Origin of the sequence: Streptomyces sp. 4N124, assembly GCF_052245395.1 — a bacterium.
In the GTDB taxonomy this organism is placed as follows: domain Bacteria; phylum Actinomycetota; class Actinomycetes; order Streptomycetales; family Streptomycetaceae; genus Streptomyces.
The window spans coordinates 19,119-37,384 of record NZ_JBQQBS010000062.1; the positions used below are offsets into that span (position 1 = coordinate 19,119).

The following is an 18,266-nucleotide window of genomic DNA, read 5'->3' on the forward strand; positions in this document are numbered from 1 at the left end:
GTGAGGGACATGGCGTTGGCCCCGAGTGCCAAGGGAACCGTTCCCTTCGGGGAGTACAAGACCTGGTACCGCATCACCGGAGACCTCGCGTCCGGGCTGCCGCCCGTGGTCGTCGTGCACGGCGGGCCCGGCTCCACCCACGACTACCTGCTGCCGCTGGCCCGGCTCGCCGAGAGCGGCTGGCCCGTCGTCCACTACGACCAGCTCGGCAACGGCGGATCCACCCATCTGCCGGGCCGCGGCGCGGACTTCTGGACCGTCGACCTCTTCCTCGCCGAGCTGGACAACCTGCTGACGTGCCTGGGCATCAAGGACAGCTACGTGCTGTACGGGCAGTCCTGGGGCGGGCTGCTCGTCTCGCAGCACGCCGCGGCCCGGCCCGCCGGTCTGCGCGGCCTCGTCATCGCCAACTCGCCCGCCTCCTACCCGCTGTGGCTGGCGGAGATGGCGGTGCTGCGCTCCCAGCTGCCGCCCGGCGTCAACGAGACGCTGCTGCGCCACGAGGCCGCCGGGACGACGGACAGCGAGGAGTACTACGAGGCGATGACGCCGTTCTACGAGAAACACGTCTGCCGGCTCAAGCCCTGGCCCCGCGAGTACCAGGCCTCGTTCTACGAGGTCTACAACGACCCGACGGTGTACTACGCCATGAACGGGCCGACCGAGTTCCATGTGATCGGCAGCCTGCGCGACTGGGGCGTGGAGGACTGCCTGCCCGACATCGCGGTGCCCACGCTGATCCTGTCCGGCCGGTACGACGAGGCCACCCCGAAGACCGTCCAGCCGTACCAGGACCTGATCCCCGACGCCCGCTGGGTGATCTTCGAGGAGTCGAGCCACCTGCCGCATCTGGAGGAGCCGGAGGCCTTCCACGAGGTGCTGACCGGATATCTCAAGGGAATCTAGTCAAGCCGGCGGCGGATTTCCGGCAGGTGCCTCTAAGGGGCCGATAGGGGTTCTTGACGCGGCGCCCGAAGAACAGACTGGGAGCCATGGAGACTGACAACCGGACCGGCACTGCCCTGGTGTTTCCGGGAATGGGGCCCGCCCCATTCTCCGAGGTGGCCAGGTTCATGCTGGTCAACCCCTTCGCCCGGGAACTCTTCGCGGAAACGGACGAGGTTCTCGGGTATTCGCTCTTCGACCGCCTCGGCGGGGCCGAGGGTGACTATTCGGAATACGCCCAGATCGCCTTCATGGTGAACTGCCTGGCACTGGCCCGGTGGGCCGAGGACGAGTTCGGCGTAGAGCCCCTCTTCTGCACCGGGCCCAGCTTCGGCGGCAAGGCCACCGCGGTGCGTTCCGGTGCGCTGTCCTTCGCCGACGGGGTGCGGCTGACCGCGGACTTCGCCCGCTGCCTCGACGCGTTCTTCGCCGAGGAGTACCCGCAGGAGGTCGCGACTGTGTCCTTCGCCCGCACCGGGCGGGACACGCTCGACGAGGTGCTGGCCGAACTGACCGAGCAGGGCGAGTGGCACGACGTCACCTGTGTCGTGGACGACGACTTCGCCATGGTCACGCTGCGCAAGTCCCGCATCGAGTGGCTGCAGCAGCGGCTGCGCACCGCCGGCGGGCTGCCCCTGTACGTCATGGAACCCCCCATGCACTCGGCCGCCTTCCACGGGCTGCGCCGCAAGGCGGAGACCGAGGTCATGGCGGGGCTCACGTTCCGCGACCCCGTCGTCCCCGTCGTCGCCGACCAGGACGGCGCGCTGCTCACCACCGGCGAGCAGGTGCGCACCATGCTGCTGGACGGCTGTGTCCGCCCGGTCGACTGGCCGGCCGCGCTCGCCTCGCTGCGCGAGCGGGGGGTGGGCCGGCTCTGTGTGGCCGGCCAGGACGCGCTGTTCTCCCGGGTGCCGGTCGCGGCGAAGAACTTCGAGCTCCTCAAGGCGGACCCGCGCCGGGCCCTGCGGCCGCGCCGCCGGGCCGCGGCCGTCTGAGACGATGTCCGAGACGGCCGCGGCCGCGATGAACGGCCGGACCGGTTCAGCCGGCCGCCCGCGCCTCGGCCATCCGCGACAGCGTCCCCCACAGCGTGGCGGGCGTCGCGAAGGTCTCGAGGTTCAGTGCCTCGTCCACGAAACGGACGTCGTACGCCGCCTCCAGCGAGCCCAGCAGTTCCACCGTGGCGAGCGAGTCGAGCCCCGCGTCACGCAGTTCCGTGTCGGCGGTGAGCGGTTCGTCGGACGAAAGGAACGGCAGGTACTCCCGGAGCAGATCCTCGAATTGCTGGTCCCAGGACATGGTGGCTCCACCCTTTCCGCAATGCAGGTCGTCGGTTCCCAGGAAGCGACGCTAAGAGCGGTGACCGGCCACGGGGCACCCGTTGCGCACCCCTATCTTTCCGGGTCCGCCCCGCACCGGCCGCATCTCCCGGACGTTCCGCATTCCCCGGAGGAAGAATGACCGAGTATCAGCAACCCGCCCTGTACCAGCGTTTCCTGCGCGGACTTGCCCTGTCCCCGGAGCGCGCCGCGTTGCGCATCGGCGCCACGACCGTGACCTATCGCGAACTGCACGAGCGGGCCCTCGTCACGGCGGGGTCCCTGGGGTCCGCGAAGGTCGTCGGCGTGCTGGCCGGCAAGAGCGTCACCGCCTACGCCGGCATCCTGGCCGGGCTCTACGCGGGCGCCACCGTCGTACCCCTGCACCCGGACTTCCCGGCCGCCCGAACCCGGCGGATGCTCGAACTGTCCGGTACGGAGGCCGTCATCGCCGACGAGCGGGGACGTGCGGTGCTGCGCTCGACGTACGGCGACGACGAGGCCGGCATCCCGGTCGCCGAGCCCGACCCCGCCCTGGCCCTCGCAAAACCGCGCCCGGTCGAGGCGTCGGACGTGGCGTACATGCTGTTCACCTCGGGCTCCACGGGGCGCCCCAAGGGCGTGCCGATCACCCACGCCAGCACCCACCACTACTTCCGGCTCCTGGACGCCCGCTACGACTTCACGCCCGACGACGTCTTCACGCAGACCTTCGACCTGAACTTCGACTGCGCGATGTTCGACCTGTTCTGCGCCTGGGGCTCCGGCGCCGTCGTCGACGTCGTCCCGCCGGGCGCCTACCGCGACATCCCCTCCCACCTCGCCGAGCGGGGCATCACCGTCTGGTTCTCCACGCCCAGCGCGATCTCCCTGATCCGCCGCATGGGCGGCCTTTCCCCGGCGGCCCTGCCCACGCTGCGCTGGAGCTTCTTCGCGGGCGAGGCGCTGCGCTGCGCGGACGCCGCCGACTGGCAGGCCGCGGCGCCCGCATCGACGCTGGAGAACATCTACGGGCCGACCGAGCTGACCGTCACCATCACCGGCCACCGCTGGGACCCGCAGACCTCGCCGGAACTGGCCGTCAACGGGCTGGTCCCGATCGGCGCCGTGCACGAGGGCCACGACCACGTGCTGCTCGCCGAGGACGGCAGCGAGACCGGCACCGAGGGCGAACTGCTCATCACCGGACCGCAGATGGCCTGCGGCTACCTCGACCCCGAGGACAACCGGGGCCGGTTCACCGAGCGCGACGGCCGGCTGTGGTACCGCACAGGGGACCGGGTGCGCCGGCTGCCCGGCGGTGAACTCGTCTATCTCGGGCGGCTGGACTCCCAGGTCCAGGTGCAGGGCTGGCGGGTCGAGCTGGCCGAGGTCGACCACGCGCTGCGTTCCTGCGAGGGCGTCCAGGACGTGGTCACCGTGGCCCGGCCGGTGGAGGGCAGCACCGAACTGGTCGTCTTCTACACCGGACAGGTCCGCCGCCCCGCCGAACTGGCCCGGGCGCTGCGGGAGATCCTGCCCAAGGGCATGCTGCCCCGGCGCTTCGAGCACGTCGCCGAGTTCCCGCTCAACTCCAACCGCAAGGTCGACCGCCCCGTGCTGGCCGCCCGGGCGGGAGAACTGCTCGGCGCGTGAACCACGCCGCCCGCACGCATGTCGGCGGCTCCCCGCGCGGGGAGCCGCCGACATGCGTGCGGGCGCGCTCTCACCAGCCGACGGTCTGCGCGCTGCCCAGCGCCAGGTCCACCGGCAGCTCACCGCGGCTGCTGATCTGCAGCTTGCGGTACACCCGGGTCAGATGTTGCTCGACGGTGCTCACCGTGAGGTAGAGCTTCGCGGAGATCTCCCGGTTGGTCAGCCCCTGGGCCGCGAGCGTGGCCACCCGCTGTTCCGAACTGCTCAGCCGGTCCGCGGACTTCGCGGCGCCGGCGTCCTGCGGGGTGCGGCCGTCCGCGCCGTCCGCGAGTGGCGCGTCGGGCAGGATCTCCCGGCACAGGGCGCCGGCCTCGCACTCCTTGGCCAGATTCCACGCCGTACGGATCATCGCGCTGCCCTTCGCGGGGGTGGTGCCCTCGCTCTGCAGCGCCTGCCCCAGCTCGGCCATGGCACGGGCCGCCTCCAGCCGGTCGCCTGAGCGGTGCAACTCGTCGACCGCCTGCGTGAGCAGCGACATCCGCTGCCGGGCGGAGCCCGAGGCGAGCGCTCGCGCCCGCAGGGACAGACCGCGCACCCACGGCCGCCGGGCGTCGGGCAGGGCGAGCTGCTGGAGTACGAGCTGTTCGGCCTGCTGCGGTTTACCCAGGCGCAGCAGCGCCTCGGCAGCGTCGGTGCGCCAGGGGAACAGGGCGGGCCGGTCGATGCCCCACTGCTGCGTCAGCCGGCCGACCTCCTTGAAATCGGCGAGCGCGGCCTGCGGCTGATGGCACGTCAGCAGATGCAGGCCGCGAGCCCGCAGGAAGCCCAGACCGTACAGCCCGCAGAACAGGCGCTGCGGGACCGGCTGGTCGACCAGCCGGGCCGCCTCGGTGCACTGGCCCATCAGGGTGCGGGCGCGGATGAGGACGGCGGTCGGCGCGAAGCGGAAGGTGCTGCCGGTCTTCTCCGGCAGGTGATCCAGGGCGGCCTGGGCGTGGGTGCACGCACCGCGCAGATCCCCGATGCGCAGCAGTGCCTCGGCGTGCAGGGTGGCGAAGACCGCGCTCCAGCCCGGGGCCCGGCAGCGCTCCGACTCCTGGAGCAGGTTCCGGCTCCACGGCACGGCCCGCTCGGGATGGTCGGAGTGCACCAGGGACCGCAGGGCCTGGGTGATCGCCTCCATGGTGGCCTCCGTCAGCTGCGCCTCCTGGAGGAAGCGCTCACCGGCGGCACCGGACTCGACGGCCGCGTCCAGGAACGAGGCCCCCGCCTCGGCCGGATCCTGCCCGTCCAGCAGCCGCGCGGCGTCCGGGAGCCGGCCCTGTGCGAGCAGCAACTGCACCAGCGGCTGGGCGTGTTCGACGCCGGGGTGCGGCTCGTCCAGCAGAGCGGTCAGATGGCGCTCGGTGGCGGCCGGGCTGAACCGCCAGGTGATCCGGGCCAGCCGGATCCGGACGGCGCCGCGCTGCTGCTCGTCCCGGCACCCGTCCAGGGCGAGTTCCAGCAGCCGTATGGCCTGTGGTGCCTCGCCCCGGGCGAGGAGTTCCTCGGCGGCGTCGCGCAGCACCTCGGTCTCGGCGGCACCGGCCTGCCACGAGGTGCCGCCCGCGTGGGCGGCGGCGGCCAGCAGCTGATCGGCTACCGCGGTGACCGCCGCCCCGTCCTGGCGCAGCAGCAGCGCCGCACGCCGGTGCAGTGCGGCCCGGGCGTCGCCGGGAGCACCGTCCAGTACGGCGGCCCGCACGGCGGAGTGCCGCAAGCGGGCGCCGGCCAGCAGACCCGATGCCTCAAGCGCGGCCAGATCCCGGCGGACGGCAGACGGGTCGGCGCCGAGCAGCCGCTGGATCCGCTCGGGTGTGGCGCACGCGTCGAGCACGGCGGCCGCCAGGGCGGCCTCGACGGCCACCGGGCCGCTGCGCTGCACACAGGCGGCGACGGCCTGGGCGAACGGACCGCCGGGCGCCGGCTGCGCACGCACCGTGGCGCCGTCGCCCGAGCCGGCCGGCTCGGCCAGCAGGGCGCGCAGCAGCAGCGGATTCCCGCCGGTGATCGCGTGCAGTTCGGCGCCGGATTGCGGCCGTCCGGCCGCCTCGGCCGCCTCGGCCGTCTCGGCGGGGGACAGGCAGCCCAGCCGGAGCCGGCGGGAGTCCGGCCGGCGTGTCAGCTCCGTCGCCAGTTCCTCCGGTACCTGGCGCGCCCCGTGCGGTGAGGCGGCGACGGCCAGCAGGATGCGGGCCGACCGGGCGTGCCGCGCCAGGTACCGGAGGAACTGCACGGAGGCGTCGTCGGCGTGGTGCGCGTCGTCCACGCACAGCACCACCGCGGTGCTCTCGCCCAGCTCGCGCAGCTGGGCGCAGAAGGCCTGCATGGCCTCGACACGGCAGGCCGCGGCGGGATCCGCGGTGAGCGAGGGCTGCGCGACGGCCTGGTCGCTGCAGACCAGCTGGCGCAGCACGCCGAGCGGCACGTCCTGTTCGGCGGGGGAACCCACGGCGCCGAGTACGACGGCTCCGGCCGCGCGGGCCCGGTCGACGAGGGCGTCCACGACGGCACTCTTGCCGCACCCCGTGGGCCCTTCGACAAGGACGGTGCCCGAACCGCCCGCCAGGCAGTGAGCAAGCGCCTCCTCCAGAGCGGCTGTCACCGCTGTCCTGCCGACCAGATTCATCCTGACCCCCGTCGTCGAATCGTCCACCCCTAACCCGCTCCACCATTGGGAGGGCGCCTACAGGGGTGGTCGAGCGGGGACGGAACAGGGGGTCAGGGGGCGTGCGGCGGGGGCTCGGGCTCCGAGCGCACCACCCCCGCGTCGCGCATCTCGTCCACCCAGATGTCGAGATCGGCGCGGGTGTTCGCGGGGTCCGTGCCCCACAGCGCGGACAGCATGCGGGCGGCGGCCTCGATGTCGCCGTCCTGCTGGCGCAGCGCGATCCACATGGCCGTGCCCACGGGGCCGCAGCGGAACCGGCCGGCCGGGCAGACCGGTTCCGTGAGCACTTCCAGGTGCCCGTCGGCGTCGACGCTGACGCTGGCCCCGGGCACCGGCCGAACGCGCACGCGGACCTCCTGTGCGACAAGCTGTCCCACGGTCATACACGTCACCATAGGAGTCGCCCCGGAAAAGAATGGACCTTCAAACTATGCCGGGGTGCACGCCGATTCCATCGCCGCGCACGAAATCAGGGGTGGTGAAAACGCGAACCCCTACGGCAGGCCGCGGAGTCCTTTGAAGTAGGGGGTGAGGGACGTTTCCGCCGGTCGGAGCGGCGGTATTCGGGAAACGATGAATTCCGGCCGATTCCCTTCACCGAATGCCGGACGGGTTGGCCGAATGCTTTCCCTGGGCGCTCCGGAAAACATTCTGCCGGACCGGATTCACCGGTTCTCCAATGTCCCTCCATCCGGTGCGCGGATCCTGGCCGGGCGAGACGTCCCCGGCGACCCGAAAGGCGCGGCCATGCCCCTGACCCTGGCGGACCCCCTGAGCGAGACCCTGCACGGACTCCTGACCCGGCACGCCGTCCAGGAGCGCAACAAGGAGCTGGCCCGCGCACTGGTCGAGGCGGGCAACCGGGGCGAGCCCTGCCCCCTCACCGACCCCTTCGCCGCGGCCGGCCCGCGGCTGGCCTGCGACAGCGTCCTCGCCGACGGCGACCGGGTGGTCCTCAGGGTGACCGCCGAGGCCGACGGCGCGAGCTGGTGCCTGCTGGCCGAGCTGCGCTACGACGGCCAGGGCCGGGTCGTCGAGTACCACGGCGCCCGCGTCCCGCTGGACGCCCGGTGACGACGGCCGCCCCGGACACGGCCCGGCTCACCGAGATCGCCGACGGCGTCTTCGCCTACGTCCAGCCGGACGGCGGCTGGTGCCTGAACAACGCGGGCCTCGTCGTCGGCGACGACGGCCGGGCCGTACTCGTCGACACCGCGGCCACCGAGCGCCGGGCCCGGCACCTGCGCGCCGCAGTGCTGCGCGCCGCCCCCGTGCCGCCGCGCACCCTGGTCACCACCCATTTCCACGGCGACCACACCTTCGGCAACCGGTTCTTCCCCGAGGCCGTCGTCGTCGCGCACGAGAACGCCCGCGCCGAGATGGCCGCGGCCGGGCTCGGCCTGACCACCCTGTGGCCCGACGTGTGCTGGGGCGACATCGACGTGACGCTGCCCCACCTGACGTACCGGGACTTTCTGACCGTGCACCTGGGCGAGGTGCGCGCCGAGCTGATCCACCTCGGGCCCGCCGCCCACACCCGGGGCGACACCGCGGTGTGGCTGCCGCGGCAGCGGGTGCTGTTCGCCGGTGACGTGCTGATGAACGGGGTGACCCCGTTCTGCCTGATGGGTTCGGTGTCCGGCTCGCTGGCCGTGCTGCGGCGGCTGCGCGCCCTCGACCCGGTGACCGTCGTACCGGGCCACGGACCGGTCGGCGGGCCCGAGCTCCTCGACGCGGGCGAGGAGTACTTCGGCTGGCTCGCGCGACAGGCCCGCTCCGGCGCCGCCGCGGGCCTGAGCCCGCTCGAACTCGCCCGCGAACAGGGCCCGGGACCCTACGAGCATCTCCTGGACGCCGAGCGCCTCGTGCCGAACCTGCACCGGGCCTACGCCGAGCTGGCCGGCGCCGAGCCCGGCGCCCCGCTCGACGTCGGCGCCCTGTTCCGCGAGATGACCGAGTACCACGGCGCCCTGCCCGCCTGCCACGCCTGACAGGGCCGATCGAGGCCCGCCTAGGGCAGGTCGTCCCGGGTCACTCGGCGGTGCGCGACCCGCAGTGCGCCGTCGACCCGCACCAGGACGTCCTCGCACACGCACACCCGGTGCACCCGGGAAGCACCGCCGAGGGCCGAGGCGTAGACGGTGGTGTACGAGCGGACGTCCAGCGCGCCGTCGGACCGCTCCAGGACGTCGACCATCCCCATGACATGACGGTGCCGCTCGCCCGCCTCCGCCAGCTGCGCGCGCGCCCGCCGAACCGCCGCGACCAGCCCGGTCCGGCCGGTGACCGGCTCGGGCAGCGTCGGTACGTCGAAGACGGCGTCCTCGGTGAACGTGGCGGCCCACGACTCGGCCTTGCCCAGGTCGAGTTGCTGCATCTGGCGGGCGTAGAACCACTGCACTTCGGCGTACTGCAGCAGGCCGGACGGGGACGCTTCGGTCAGCTCGGGCATGGGACGGCTCCGCTTCCGTGGGTCGGTCATCGCTGCGGGGGCGGCACCGTGGCTCACCCCGTCGTGGACAGCTTCTGCGGCCGGGATCGAGCACTCTTCGAAGCCTCCTCAAGTCGCTGCGCGGACGGTGAGGACCTCAGCCTCAACCTCAACCGACCGCCCGATCCGGAGCCAGGAGGTCGCCCGTGCCGGAACTCAGGTACCCGCAGATCCCGCTCGACGGCCTGCTGCGCCGCGCGGCGGTCAGCGAACCCGAGGGCGCCGCGCTCACCACCGAGCGCGCCACCGTGACCTTCGCCGAACTCGACCGCGAGGCCGACCGGGTCGCCCACTGGCTGGCCGGCGCCCTCGACGGGCCCGGCACCGTCGGCGTGGCGAACGTCCTCGACCCCGCCTTCCCGGCCGCCTACTACGGCATCGCCCGCGCCGGCCACACCATCGCCCTGATCAACCCGCTGCTCGGCGAGGCCGCCCTGAGCCATGTGTGCGCCGCCGCCGGCATCGAGGTCGCCTTCGTGCCCACCGCCACCGCCGAACTCCTCACCAAGATCGGCGACCGGCTGCCGCGGCTGCGCACCGTCGTCGTCACCGACGCCGACGACGGTGTCGTACCCGGCGCCGCGCTGCCCTGGGCCGCCGCCCTGTCGACCGTGCCCGGCACGCCGTACGAGAAGGCCGCGGCCGGCGTCGACGATGTGGCGTGCGTGCAGTTCACCACCGGCACCACCGGCCGGCCCAAGGGGGTGCGGCTCACCCACCGCAACCTCGTCGCCAACGCGGCCCAGATCGCCCTCGCGCACCGGCTCGACGGCGACTCGGTCACCCTCAACCACCTGCCGCTGTTCCACGTCATGCACCTCAACTCCGGTATGTATGCCGGGGCTTCGCAGGTGCTGTGCCGCGACCCGGACCCCGTCGCCTCGCTGGGCGCCGCCGCGCGCGCCGGGGCCACCCACTACTACGGCCTGCCCGCCCGGCTGCACCGGCTCGCCGCCGACGACCGGCTCGGCCCGCAGACCCAGGGCGTGCCGGCCGGGCCGCGGCTGACCGCCGTACTGTCCGGCGGCACCTTTCTCGCACCCGCCGCCGCCCGCCGGCTGCGCGACGCGCTGCGCGTCCCCGTCATCCAGGGGTACGGCCTCGCCGAACTCTCCCCGCTCGCCCACAACCAGCTTCCCGGCGCATCGCCCGAACCAGGCGCCGTCGGGCCCCCGGTCCCCGGCACCGAATGCCGGATCGTCTCCCTGGGCGGCCGCGAGCCCGTCGACGTCTGGTCCACCGGCGAGATACAGATCCGCGGCCCGCAGGTGATGGCCGGCTACCTGGACGACGCCGAACCCTCGCCCCTCGACGCCGACGGCTGGCTGACCACGGGCGACGTCGGCTACCTCGACGACACCGGCGGCCTGCACCTCGTAGACCGGCTCGGCGACGTCTTCAAGTACGACAACGAACTCGTCTCGCCGTCCGCCGTCGAGCGGATCCTCGCCGAGGACCCGCGCGTCGCCGAATGCATCGCCGCCGACTGGCCCGACCCCGTGCACGGCGCCGTCGTCTGGGCGGGCGTCGTCCTGCGCGACGTCCCCGAGGACGCCGCCGAGGCCCTCGACCTGCTCGACTCCGTCGCCGAACGGGCCAACGCCCGCCTCGGCCACGCCGACCGGATCCGCCGGCTCGAGGCCCTCGACGCCGTCCCGCGCAACCCGGGCGGCAAGCCCGCCCGCCGGGACGTGCGCCACCGGCTGCGCACCCGCGCCGCCGCCGAGGCCGCCGCCTGACGGCACCACAGACCCCCACCGGCCCCCTGCAGCCGGCCTTCGACCCACCTTCGACCCACCTTCGACCGACTCCGAGGAGAGACCCACCGTGGTGACCTTCGTCAACAAGCTGACCGTGCACGGCGACATCGACGCGTTCCTGGCCGTCAAGGACCGCCTCACCGCCTACATGAGCGCCCAGCCCGGCCACGTCAGCAACCAGACCCTGCGCCATGTGGGCGACTCCCGTGTCTTCCTCGAGGTCGCCGTCTGGCAGGACGCCGCCTCCCACCAGCGGGCCGCGCGCAGCGAGGAGTTCCAGGCCCTGGTCAAGCAGCTCGTGCCGCACGCCGCCCCCGAGCCGGGCCTGTACCAGACGGTGGAGGAGTCCGCCGGTGCCCGCTGACCCGCGGCCCGAGGTCCTCGTCGCCGGCGCCGGACCCGTCGGCCTGACCGCCGCCCATGAACTGGCCCGCCGGGGACTGCGGGTCCGGCTCGTCGACGCGGCCGCCGGACCCGCCCGCACCAGCAGGGCCGTCGCCGTGCACCCGCGCACCCTGGAGACCCTGGACCAGATGGGCGTCGTCGACGCGCTGCGGATACGGGGCCGGGAGAACCGGGCGTTCACCATGTTCGCCTCCGGACGGCGACTGGTGCGCCTGGAGGCCGACTACTCGGGCATGCCGACCCGCTACCCGTACACCGTCATCGTCGAACAGAGCGCCACCGAGGCCGTCCTGCGCGACGCCGTCGCCGACCTGGGCGTCGACATCGAGTGGGGCGTGAAGGTGAAGGCCTTCGAACAGGACACCGACTCCGTGCGGGTGTGGCTGGAGCGGGCCGACGGCGGCGAAGAGGTATCCCGGGCGAACTGGCTGGTCGGCTGCGACGGCGGGCACAGCACCGTCCGCAAGCAGCTCGGCCTGCCGCTGATCGGCGAGAGCCGCGACACCTGGATGCTCGCCGACGCCCCGGTCGCCACCACCCTGCCGCCGGACAGCATCTACTGGGTCCACACCGGCGGACAGGCCCTGATGATGGTCCCCTACGCCCGCGCCGGCCACTGGCGGCTGCTCGACACGGCCCCCGGCGACCAGGGCGCGGACGACGCCCGCCACAGGTTCACCACAAAGCTCAGCAGCGGGCTCGGCACCCGTGTCGCCGTCGGCGAACCCGAGTGGACCTCGGTGTTCACCTTCCAGCAGCGCATGGTGCCCCGGATGCACGAGGGCCGCGTCTTCGTCGCCGGCGACGCCGCCCACGTCCACAGCCCCGCCTCCGGGCAGGGCATGAACACCGGCATCCAGGAGGCGTACAACCTCGCCTGGAAGCTGGCCGACGTCGAACTCGGCCACGCCGGGCGGCAGTTGCTCGACACCTACAGCGAGGAGCGGGTGCCCGTCGGACGGGCCCTGCTCGGCTCGACCCGCACCGCCACCTTCCTCGTGCAGTTCAAGAACCTGCTCGCCGCGGCCGCGCTGCCGGTCGTCTTCAGCGTCGTACGCAACGTGCCACCACTGCGCCGCGCCATCCAGCGCAAGGTGCTCGGCGGCATGTCCGGTCTGCGCATCGGCTACGACAACTCCTCGCTCACCCGGCGCTGCGAGGACCGGGTGCGGGGCACCGGCCCCGCACCCGGCCGGCGCGTCTGCGCGGCCGCCGCCGCACGCCCCGGAGCCGCCGGGCCGGACGCCCTCGCCGACGAACTGCGCGACGTCCGCTGGACGCTGCTGTACGCGGAGGGCGACGGCGCCCTCGATGCCGTACCGGCCGAGACCGCGGCCCGCGCGGCCGCGGCGCACGGCGCCTGGCTGTCGGTGCGCACCGTCGGCGCCCGGTCCGCCGCCGCGCCGGGGCCGCTGCCCGACCCCGACCGGGCGTTGCGTGACGCGCTCGGCCTGGACGCGGGCGGCTGGCTGCTGATCCGCCCCGACGGCTACCTCGCCGCACGCGGCCGGCGGCTGACGGACGCGGAGCTGGCCGGGGCGCTCGCCGCGCCGGGCCTCGGCGTTCGCACACCGTCCCTCAAGGGGGCCTCGTCCGCCCCTCCAGCCGGCCGGGACAGGGTGTTGAGCACCATCGCCGTACGGGAGGCAGACCGATGACGACAGCGACGCAGCCGAAGCCGGTGGCCCTGGTCACGGGTGGCACCAGCGGCATCGGACTGGCCATCGCCCGTGAGCTCGGGCAGCGCGGGCACCGCGTCTTCGTGTGCGCGCGCACCGAGCAGAAGGTCAAGCAGACCGTCGAGGACCTGCGCGCGCAGGGCCTGGAGGCGGCGGGAGCGGCCGCCGATGTCCGCTCCGCCGACTCCGTGGCCGCCCTGGTGCGGGCCGCCGTCGACGCGTTCGGCCCGATCAGCGTCCTGGTCAACAACGCCGGCCGCAGCGGCGGCGGGCCCACCGCCTCGATCTCCGACGAGCTGTGGCACGACGTCATCGACACCAACCTCAACAGCGTCTTCCTGCTCACCCGCGAGGTCCTCAACCACGGTGGCATCACCGGCGCCGCGCACGGCCGGATCATCAACATCGCCTCCACCGCGGGCAAGCAGGGCGTGGTGCTCGGAGCCCCCTACTCGGCCTCCAAGCACGCCGTCGTCGGTTTCACCAAGGCGCTCGGCAAGGAGCTGGCCCCGGCCGGCATCACCGTCAACGCCGTCTGCCCCGGCTACGTCGAGACCCCGATGGCCGAGCGGGTCCGGCAGGGCTACGCGAACGCGCTGGGCACCACCACCGAGCAGGTCCGCGAGCAGTTCGAGGCGAAGATCCCGCTCGGCCGCTACTCCACGCCCGAGGAGGTGGCGGGCCTGGTCGGCCATCTGGCCGGCCCGCAGGCCGCCTCCATCACCGCGCAGGCGCTCAACGTCTGTGGCGGGCTGGGCAATTACTGACACCAAGAGAGGGGTGCCGAGACACATGGCCGCCGAGCGAGTGCACACGACAGCGCACGACGTGGACGTCGCCGCCCCCGCCGGCGTGGTCTACGGCCTGATCGCCGACGCCACGCGCTGGCCCTTGTACTTCCCGCCCAACGTCCACGTCGAGCAGCTGGAGTTCGACGGCACGCAGGAGCGGGTGCGGATGTGGGCCACCGCCAACGGGCAGGTCAGGTCCTGGACGTCGAGCCGCCGGCTGTCGCCGCAGGACCGCAGGATCACGTTCCGCCAGGACCTGCCGGCCGCGCCGGTCAAGAGCATGCTCGGCACCTGGATCGTCGACTCCATCGACGCGACGCACTCCCGGCTGACCCTGCTGCACGACTTCACCGTCGAGGGCGACGACCCCGAGGGCGTGGACTGGGTCGAGCGGGCCGTCGACACCAACAGCCGTACCGAGCTGGGGAATCTGCGCCGGATCGCCGAGCGCTGGACCCGGCTGGACGAGCTGATCCTCGTCTTCGAGGACTCGGTGCGCGTCAAGGGAGCCGCCGAGCTGGTCTACGACTTCCTGTACCGGGTGGCCAACTGGCCCGAGCGCGTCCCCCACGTGTCCCGGCTGGATGTCACCGAGGACGAGCCGGGCGTGCAGGTGATGTCCATGGACACGACGACCGCGGACGGCTCCGTGCACACCACGGAGTCGGTACGGGTGTGCTTCCCGCACGCCGGCCGCATCGTCTACAAGCAGACGGTCACGCCCGCGCTGATGACGGCCCACACCGGCGAGTGGTCCGTCGTCCCGGACGAGACCGGGGTGACGATCACCTCGCAGCACAGCGTCGTGCTGCGCGAAGAGGCCGTCGAACCGGTCCTCGGGGCGGGCGCGACCGTCGCCGACGCCCGCCGCTATGTCCGCGAGGCACTCGGCCGCAACAGCACGGCCACCCTGGAACTGGCCAAGCGGTACGCGCAGTCCGCGGTCCGCATGCTGTGAGGGACGGTGCCCGTGCCACTGACCAGGACGACGGGCCCGCAGCCGCGGGCCGGCGGCCGGCCGCCGGCCGGGCGGGCGACCGGTCCGCAGCCGCCGGGCGCGGCGGGGACCCTGTGCGGCGGGCCGCGGCCGGCCGTGCTGTTTCCCGCGTGGCGCGGGTGGCCGCTGCCCCTGAGCCGTGCCCTGTACGGGACGTTCCCGGTGTTCCGCGCGGCGTTCGACACGGTGTGCGGTGCCCTGGACGAGGTGCTCGGACTGCCGCTCGCCGCCGTGGTGTTCGCCCCGCAGGACGGGGTCGACGCCCGGCTGCTGCGGCGGCCGGAGTTCGGCCAGGCCGCGCTGTTCGCCTACGAGGTGGCGCTGTACCGCCTGTTGCAGGACTGGGGCGTGCACGCCACGGCCGTCGCCGGGGACGGCGTCGGCGCCCTCGCGGCAGCACACGTCACCGGCACGACGTCCCTGCGCCCCGCGGCCCGCCGAGCCGGCGCCCCGCTCGCCGCGACAGCCCAGAGCGCGGAACACCGCCTGCGCACCGCAGGCCACGCCCACGTCCTGACCTGCGGCCCGTGTGCCCCCACCGCCGCCACGCCCCCGGCGGTCGGCGACAGTGCGGCCCTGCTGAAGGCGCTGTCCCACCTGTGCGAGCGGTGACCGGCCGCACCGCACAGGCCGGGTCCGCGGCCCGAAGGTGCGCCCACGCCTGGTGTCCGCCGCCGCTCAAGCGCGACGCAAGCAGTCGTCAGCCGTTTCCCGAGCGCCTGTTGATGGGCTGTCGCCGGGGCCGGTCCGCGGTGACGGGCGGGGCAGCCCGGCGCCGAGCCGTCGAGGCGGGGCCGAGCCGTCGGGACGGGGCGGTCCGGTACGAGGCGGTCCATGACGAAGGAGTTGATCCACGCCACCATGGCCACCACTGCCGAGATCCACGCCGACCGCATCGACGGGGGGCGCACGCACGACTCCGCCGAGGCGGCGGCGCTGACCCGCGCCGCGCGGCTGGACGCACTCCTGGGAGACCCCCACGACCCGGCCAACCTGCACGGCCTCAAGGCCCTGTTCGCCGCCGACGCACGACGTGAACCTCCCGCCGAGACCGAGCAGTTGCTCACCGAGACCGGCCTGGGCGCCGAGTTCGTACCCGCCGAGTACGGCGGCCGCCTCACCCGCGCCGACCTGCTCGCCAAGGTGCTGCGCCCGGTCTTCCGCCGGGACGTCGCCCTCGGCTTCGGCTCCGGCATCACCTCGCTGTTCGCCACCTCCGCCGTCTGGTCGGCCGGTACCGAGGGCCAGCGTCGCAGCACCGCCCGGCTGCTGCTCGACCAGGGCCGCGCCGCGATCGTCCACCACGAACTCGCGCACGCCAACGCCATCCTGCGCGACGAGTTCACCGCCCACCGCGACCGCGCCGCCGGCGGCTACCTGCTCAACGGCCGCAAGGACGTCATCATCAACGCGGACCGCGCCGGCGCCTACGTCGTCTACGCCCGCACCGACGCCGCCCGCACCCCGCGCAGCCACTCCGTCCTGCTCGTGCGCCCCGACGACCTGCCCGACACGATAAAAGGCCTGCCCCGCGTCGAGACCACCGGCATGCGCGGCTGCGTGTTCTCCGGGCTGGAGTTCACCAACTGCGCGGTGCCCGACGAGGCCCTCGTCGGCCGGCCCGGCGAGGGTGTCGCACTGGCCCTGCGCACCTACCAGGTCAACCGCTGCCTGATCGCCGGCACCGTCGTCGCGGCCGCCGACACCGTGCTGCACTCCGCCGTGCGCGCCGTCACCGCAGGCCGCTCCAGGCCCATCGCCCGCCGCTGGCGGGGCCCGCTCACCGGAGTCTTCGCCGACCTGCTGGCCAGCGACAGCATGGCCACCGTCGCACTGCGCGCCCTGGGCCTGCTGCCCGACCGCACCCATGTGCTCGCCGCCGCCGTCAAGTACGTGGTGCCCGACCTGCTGCGCGAGAACCTGGAAGAACTCGCCACCGTCCTCGGCTCCCGCGGCTACGAGCGCACCAGTTCCGAGTACGGCGCCCTGGACAAGCTGGCCCGCGACCTGCCCGTGGCCGGGCTCGGCCACGCCGGCACCGCCGCCTGCCAGGCCGTGATCGTGCCCCAGCTGCGCGCCCTCGCCGAACGCGCCTGGTTCGCCGAGGACGAACCGCCGCCCGAGCTGTTCCGGGCCGGCGCCGACCTGCCCGCCCTCGACTACCGGCTGCTGTCCATCGCCGGCGGCGGCGACTTCATGGCCGCATCCCTGGTCGGATCGGCCGCCCGCCTCGCCGACGTACGCTCCGTCGGCGGTCAGATGGCCGCGCTCGCCGACCTCGCCGAGGCGTTCGTCACCGAACTGCGCGCCCTGCGCGAGTCCTGCCGGGCCCTGCCCGACATCGGCCCCGGCATCCTCACGGACCCCGCCGTGTGCGCGCTGAGCGACCGCTACGCCCTCGTCCTCGCCGCCGCCTCGGTACTCGGCGTGTGGGAGGGCCAGGACGGCTCCGACCCCTTCCTCGCCGCGCCGGCCTGGGCGGTCCTCGCGCTGTCCCGGATCGGCGGCAGGCTCGGCATCCCGGTGCCCGAACTGTCCCAGGACTGCGTCGAGATGGTCCTTCAGGAGCTGGTGCGCCGCTTCCGCTCCGGCCGCAGCTGCGACCTGGACGCGACGGCGCTGGCCCAGTGACACCCGACCACACCCCACGCGGCACACCCCTTCGGAAGGGCACGGCGATGACCGACGACGCGCGCCTCACACCGCCCGTGCACATCTGCGGCCCCCGCGGGCCGTGGCAGCGGGTGACGCAGGGCATGGCCCTGCGGGGCAACGCCACCGTGTACACCACCTGGGGCGAGTGGCTGCCCGCCATCGTCGCCGACCAGGGTCTGCGCGCCCTGCTCGGCCGGGACTGGCAGCGCTACCGGCGCACCCCCGACCCGGTGATCCGCCAGCGCTTCGCCGCCTCCCGGCTCGCCGTGAAGTACACGGCGGCGGCCGCGCTGGGGCTGGACCCGGGCGACATCGACCTGGCGTACCGGATCGGCGGCCGCCCCTATCTGCGCGGCTTCGACCAGGTCGACGTCAGCCTCACCCACACCGACGAGCTGATCGCCGTCGGCATCAGCCGCCTCGGCCGGATCGGCGTCGACACCGAACCCGCCGACCGCCGGATGTCCTTCGAGCTGCTGCAGGACCACGTGTGCACCTTCGCCGAGAAGGAGCAGCTCGCCGCCCTTCCCGAGGCCGAACAGGCGGCGGCCATGCTGCGGCTGTGGACACTGAAGGAGGCGTACACCAAGGCGCTCGGCCAGGGACTGCGGCTCGGCTTCACCGAGTTCGGCTTCGGCACCGGCAGCCCCGCGCTGCTGGCTCCCGACGGCAGCCCCGCCGAGCGCGGCGAGTGGGCCTTCGGCACCTACCCGGTGCTCGGCCGCTATCTGGTCAGCATCGCCTGCCACGACTGCGGACTCGACCCGTCCCGGGACACGCGCGTGGCGACCATGCTCGACGACGGGTTCCTGGGCGCGGTGGCCGAGCTCGTCGCCCAGGACACCAGCCCGCTCGCGGACCGCTAAGGGGCTGCTG

The 18,266-nt window shown here is 73.6% G+C and carries 17 protein-coding genes; 13 read left to right on the forward strand and 4 right to left on the reverse strand.

Going from position 1 to position 18,266, the window contains the following annotated elements; translation table 11 throughout:
* Positions 1 to 9: 9 nt before the first annotated feature.
* Both ACTWQO_RS40170 and ACTWQO_RS40175 read left to right on the forward strand, forming a co-directional pair.
* Positions 10 to 906, forward strand: a complete 897-nt coding sequence (locus ACTWQO_RS40170) for a proline iminopeptidase-family hydrolase (protein WP_443242313.1) — start codon at positions 10 to 12, stop codon at positions 904 to 906.
* 86 nt (positions 907 to 992) lie between these two features.
* Positions 993 to 1,943 carry an ACP S-malonyltransferase gene (locus ACTWQO_RS40175; protein WP_443242314.1) on the forward strand — a complete coding sequence of 317 codons (951 nt, stop codon included), beginning with the start codon at positions 993 to 995 and terminating at the stop codon, positions 1,941 to 1,943.
* Between the two features lie 46 nt (positions 1,944 to 1,989).
* Here the strand turns inward: ACTWQO_RS40175 and ACTWQO_RS40180 are convergent, their stop codons facing one another.
* Positions 1,990 to 2,247 carry a phosphopantetheine-binding protein gene (locus tag ACTWQO_RS40180; protein ID WP_443242315.1) on the reverse strand — a complete coding sequence of 86 codons (258 nt, stop codon included), beginning with the start codon at positions 2,245 to 2,247 and terminating at the stop codon, positions 1,990 to 1,992.
* 158 nt (positions 2,248 to 2,405) lie between these two features.
* On the opposite strand from ACTWQO_RS40180, the gene ACTWQO_RS40185 reads away from it, so the two are divergent.
* Positions 2,406 to 3,902: an AMP-binding protein gene (locus ACTWQO_RS40185; RefSeq protein WP_443242316.1), complete on the forward strand. Its 1,497-nt coding sequence runs from the start codon at positions 2,406 to 2,408 to the stop codon at positions 3,900 to 3,902.
* A gap of 70 nt (positions 3,903 to 3,972) precedes the next feature.
* Here ACTWQO_RS40185 and ACTWQO_RS40190 read toward each other — a convergent pair whose 3' ends face one another.
* Together ACTWQO_RS40190 and ACTWQO_RS40195 are read right to left on the reverse strand one after the other, a co-directional pair.
* Entirely contained in the window at positions 3,973 to 6,570 is a 2,598-nt protein-coding gene (locus tag ACTWQO_RS40190; protein WP_443242344.1) for an AAA family ATPase, read from the reverse strand.
* Between the two features lie 92 nt (positions 6,571 to 6,662).
* Positions 6,663 to 6,995: a PqqD family protein gene (locus ACTWQO_RS40195; RefSeq protein ID WP_443242317.1), complete on the reverse strand. Its 333-nt coding sequence runs from the start codon at positions 6,993 to 6,995 to the stop codon at positions 6,663 to 6,665.
* Positions 6,996 to 7,359: 364 nt separating this feature from the next.
* Here ACTWQO_RS40195 and ACTWQO_RS40200 point away from each other — a divergent pair, with 364 nt between their 5' ends.
* Complete coding sequence (locus tag ACTWQO_RS40200) at positions 7,360 to 7,686, forward strand: hypothetical protein (protein WP_443242318.1); 327 nt, start codon at positions 7,360 to 7,362, stop codon at positions 7,684 to 7,686.
* Positions 7,683 to 8,603: an MBL fold metallo-hydrolase gene (locus ACTWQO_RS40205; protein ID WP_443242319.1), complete on the forward strand. Its 921-nt coding sequence runs from the start codon at positions 7,683 to 7,685 to the stop codon at positions 8,601 to 8,603. Before ACTWQO_RS40200 ends, ACTWQO_RS40205 begins: the two co-directional genes overlap by 4 nt.
* Before the next feature lie 20 nt (positions 8,604 to 8,623).
* Here ACTWQO_RS40205 and ACTWQO_RS40210 read toward each other — a convergent pair whose 3' ends face one another.
* Positions 8,624 to 9,064, reverse strand: a complete 441-nt coding sequence (locus ACTWQO_RS40210) for a nuclear transport factor 2 family protein (protein ID WP_443242320.1) — start codon at positions 9,062 to 9,064, stop codon at positions 8,624 to 8,626.
* A gap of 185 nt (positions 9,065 to 9,249) precedes the next feature.
* On the opposite strand from ACTWQO_RS40210, the gene ACTWQO_RS40215 reads away from it, so the two are divergent.
* From ACTWQO_RS40215 to ACTWQO_RS40250, 8 genes are all read left to right on the forward strand, one after another.
* Positions 9,250 to 10,842: a class I adenylate-forming enzyme family protein gene (locus ACTWQO_RS40215; RefSeq protein ID WP_443242321.1), complete on the forward strand. Its 1,593-nt coding sequence runs from the start codon at positions 9,250 to 9,252 to the stop codon at positions 10,840 to 10,842.
* Positions 10,843 to 10,930: 88 nt separating this feature from the next.
* The gene (locus ACTWQO_RS40220; protein WP_443242322.1) at positions 10,931 to 11,227 is read left to right on the forward strand and encodes an antibiotic biosynthesis monooxygenase family protein; all 297 of its coding nucleotides are present in this window, start codon (positions 10,931 to 10,933) and stop codon (positions 11,225 to 11,227) included.
* Positions 11,217 to 12,926, forward strand: a complete 1,710-nt coding sequence (locus ACTWQO_RS40225) for an FAD-dependent oxidoreductase (RefSeq protein WP_443242323.1) — start codon at positions 11,217 to 11,219, stop codon at positions 12,924 to 12,926. The genes ACTWQO_RS40220 and ACTWQO_RS40225 overlap by 11 nt, the downstream gene beginning before the upstream one ends.
* Entirely contained in the window at positions 12,923 to 13,714 is a 792-nt protein-coding gene (fabG, locus tag ACTWQO_RS40230) for a 3-oxoacyl-ACP reductase FabG (protein ID WP_443242324.1), read from the forward strand. Before ACTWQO_RS40225 ends, fabG begins: the two co-directional genes overlap by 4 nt.
* Positions 13,715 to 13,739: 25 nt before the next feature.
* Positions 13,740 to 14,696 (forward strand): aromatase/cyclase, encoded by a 957-nt coding sequence (locus ACTWQO_RS40235; protein ID WP_443242325.1) that lies wholly within the window; start codon positions 13,740 to 13,742, stop codon positions 14,694 to 14,696.
* Positions 14,697 to 14,708: 12 nt separating this feature from the next.
* Positions 14,709 to 15,347 carry an acyltransferase domain-containing protein gene (locus tag ACTWQO_RS40240; protein ID WP_443242326.1) on the forward strand — a complete coding sequence of 213 codons (639 nt, stop codon included), beginning with the start codon at positions 14,709 to 14,711 and terminating at the stop codon, positions 15,345 to 15,347.
* A 222-nt stretch (positions 15,348 to 15,569) separates the two neighbouring features.
* On the forward strand, positions 15,570 to 17,366 hold the full coding sequence (locus ACTWQO_RS40245) for an acyl-CoA dehydrogenase (protein ID WP_443242327.1): 1,797 nt from the start codon (positions 15,570 to 15,572) through the stop codon (positions 17,364 to 17,366).
* A 47-nt stretch (positions 17,367 to 17,413) separates the two neighbouring features.
* Positions 17,414 to 18,256 (forward strand): 4'-phosphopantetheinyl transferase family protein, encoded by an 843-nt coding sequence (locus tag ACTWQO_RS40250; protein ID WP_443242328.1) that lies wholly within the window; start codon positions 17,414 to 17,416, stop codon positions 18,254 to 18,256.
* Positions 18,257 to 18,266: the final 10 nt, after the last annotated feature.

What these genes read in the sequence shown, in the direction of transcription:
- ACTWQO_RS40170 (WP_443242313.1), top strand. Translation starts at nt 10, where the DNA reads ATGGCGTTGGCCCCGAGTGCCAAGGGAACCGTTCCCTTCGGGGAGTAC.
- ACTWQO_RS40175 (WP_443242314.1), top strand. Translation starts at nt 993, where the DNA reads ATGGAGACTGACAACCGGACCGGCACTGCCCTGGTGTTTCCGGGAATG.
- ACTWQO_RS40180 (WP_443242315.1), bottom strand. Translation starts at nt 2,247, where the DNA reads ATGTCCTGGGACCAGCAATTCGAGGATCTGCTCCGGGAGTACCTGCCG.
- ACTWQO_RS40185 (WP_443242316.1), top strand. Translation starts at nt 2,406, where the DNA reads ATGACCGAGTATCAGCAACCCGCCCTGTACCAGCGTTTCCTGCGCGGA.
- ACTWQO_RS40190 (WP_443242344.1), bottom strand. Translation starts at nt 6,570, where the DNA reads ATGAATCTGGTCGGCAGGACAGCGGTGACAGCCGCTCTGGAGGAGGCG.
- ACTWQO_RS40195 (WP_443242317.1), bottom strand. Translation starts at nt 6,995, where the DNA reads ATGACCGTGGGACAGCTTGTCGCACAGGAGGTCCGCGTGCGCGTTCGG.
- ACTWQO_RS40200 (WP_443242318.1), top strand. Translation starts at nt 7,360, where the DNA reads ATGCCCCTGACCCTGGCGGACCCCCTGAGCGAGACCCTGCACGGACTC.
- ACTWQO_RS40210 (WP_443242320.1), bottom strand. Translation starts at nt 9,064, where the DNA reads ATGCCCGAGCTGACCGAAGCGTCCCCGTCCGGCCTGCTGCAGTACGCC.
- fabG (WP_443242324.1), top strand. Translation starts at nt 12,923, where the DNA reads ATGACGACAGCGACGCAGCCGAAGCCGGTGGCCCTGGTCACGGGTGGC.
- ACTWQO_RS40235 (WP_443242325.1), top strand. Translation starts at nt 13,740, where the DNA reads ATGGCCGCCGAGCGAGTGCACACGACAGCGCACGACGTGGACGTCGCC.
- ACTWQO_RS40245 (WP_443242327.1), top strand. Translation starts at nt 15,570, where the DNA reads ATGACGAAGGAGTTGATCCACGCCACCATGGCCACCACTGCCGAGATC.
- ACTWQO_RS40250 (WP_443242328.1), top strand. Translation starts at nt 17,414, where the DNA reads ATGACCGACGACGCGCGCCTCACACCGCCCGTGCACATCTGCGGCCCC.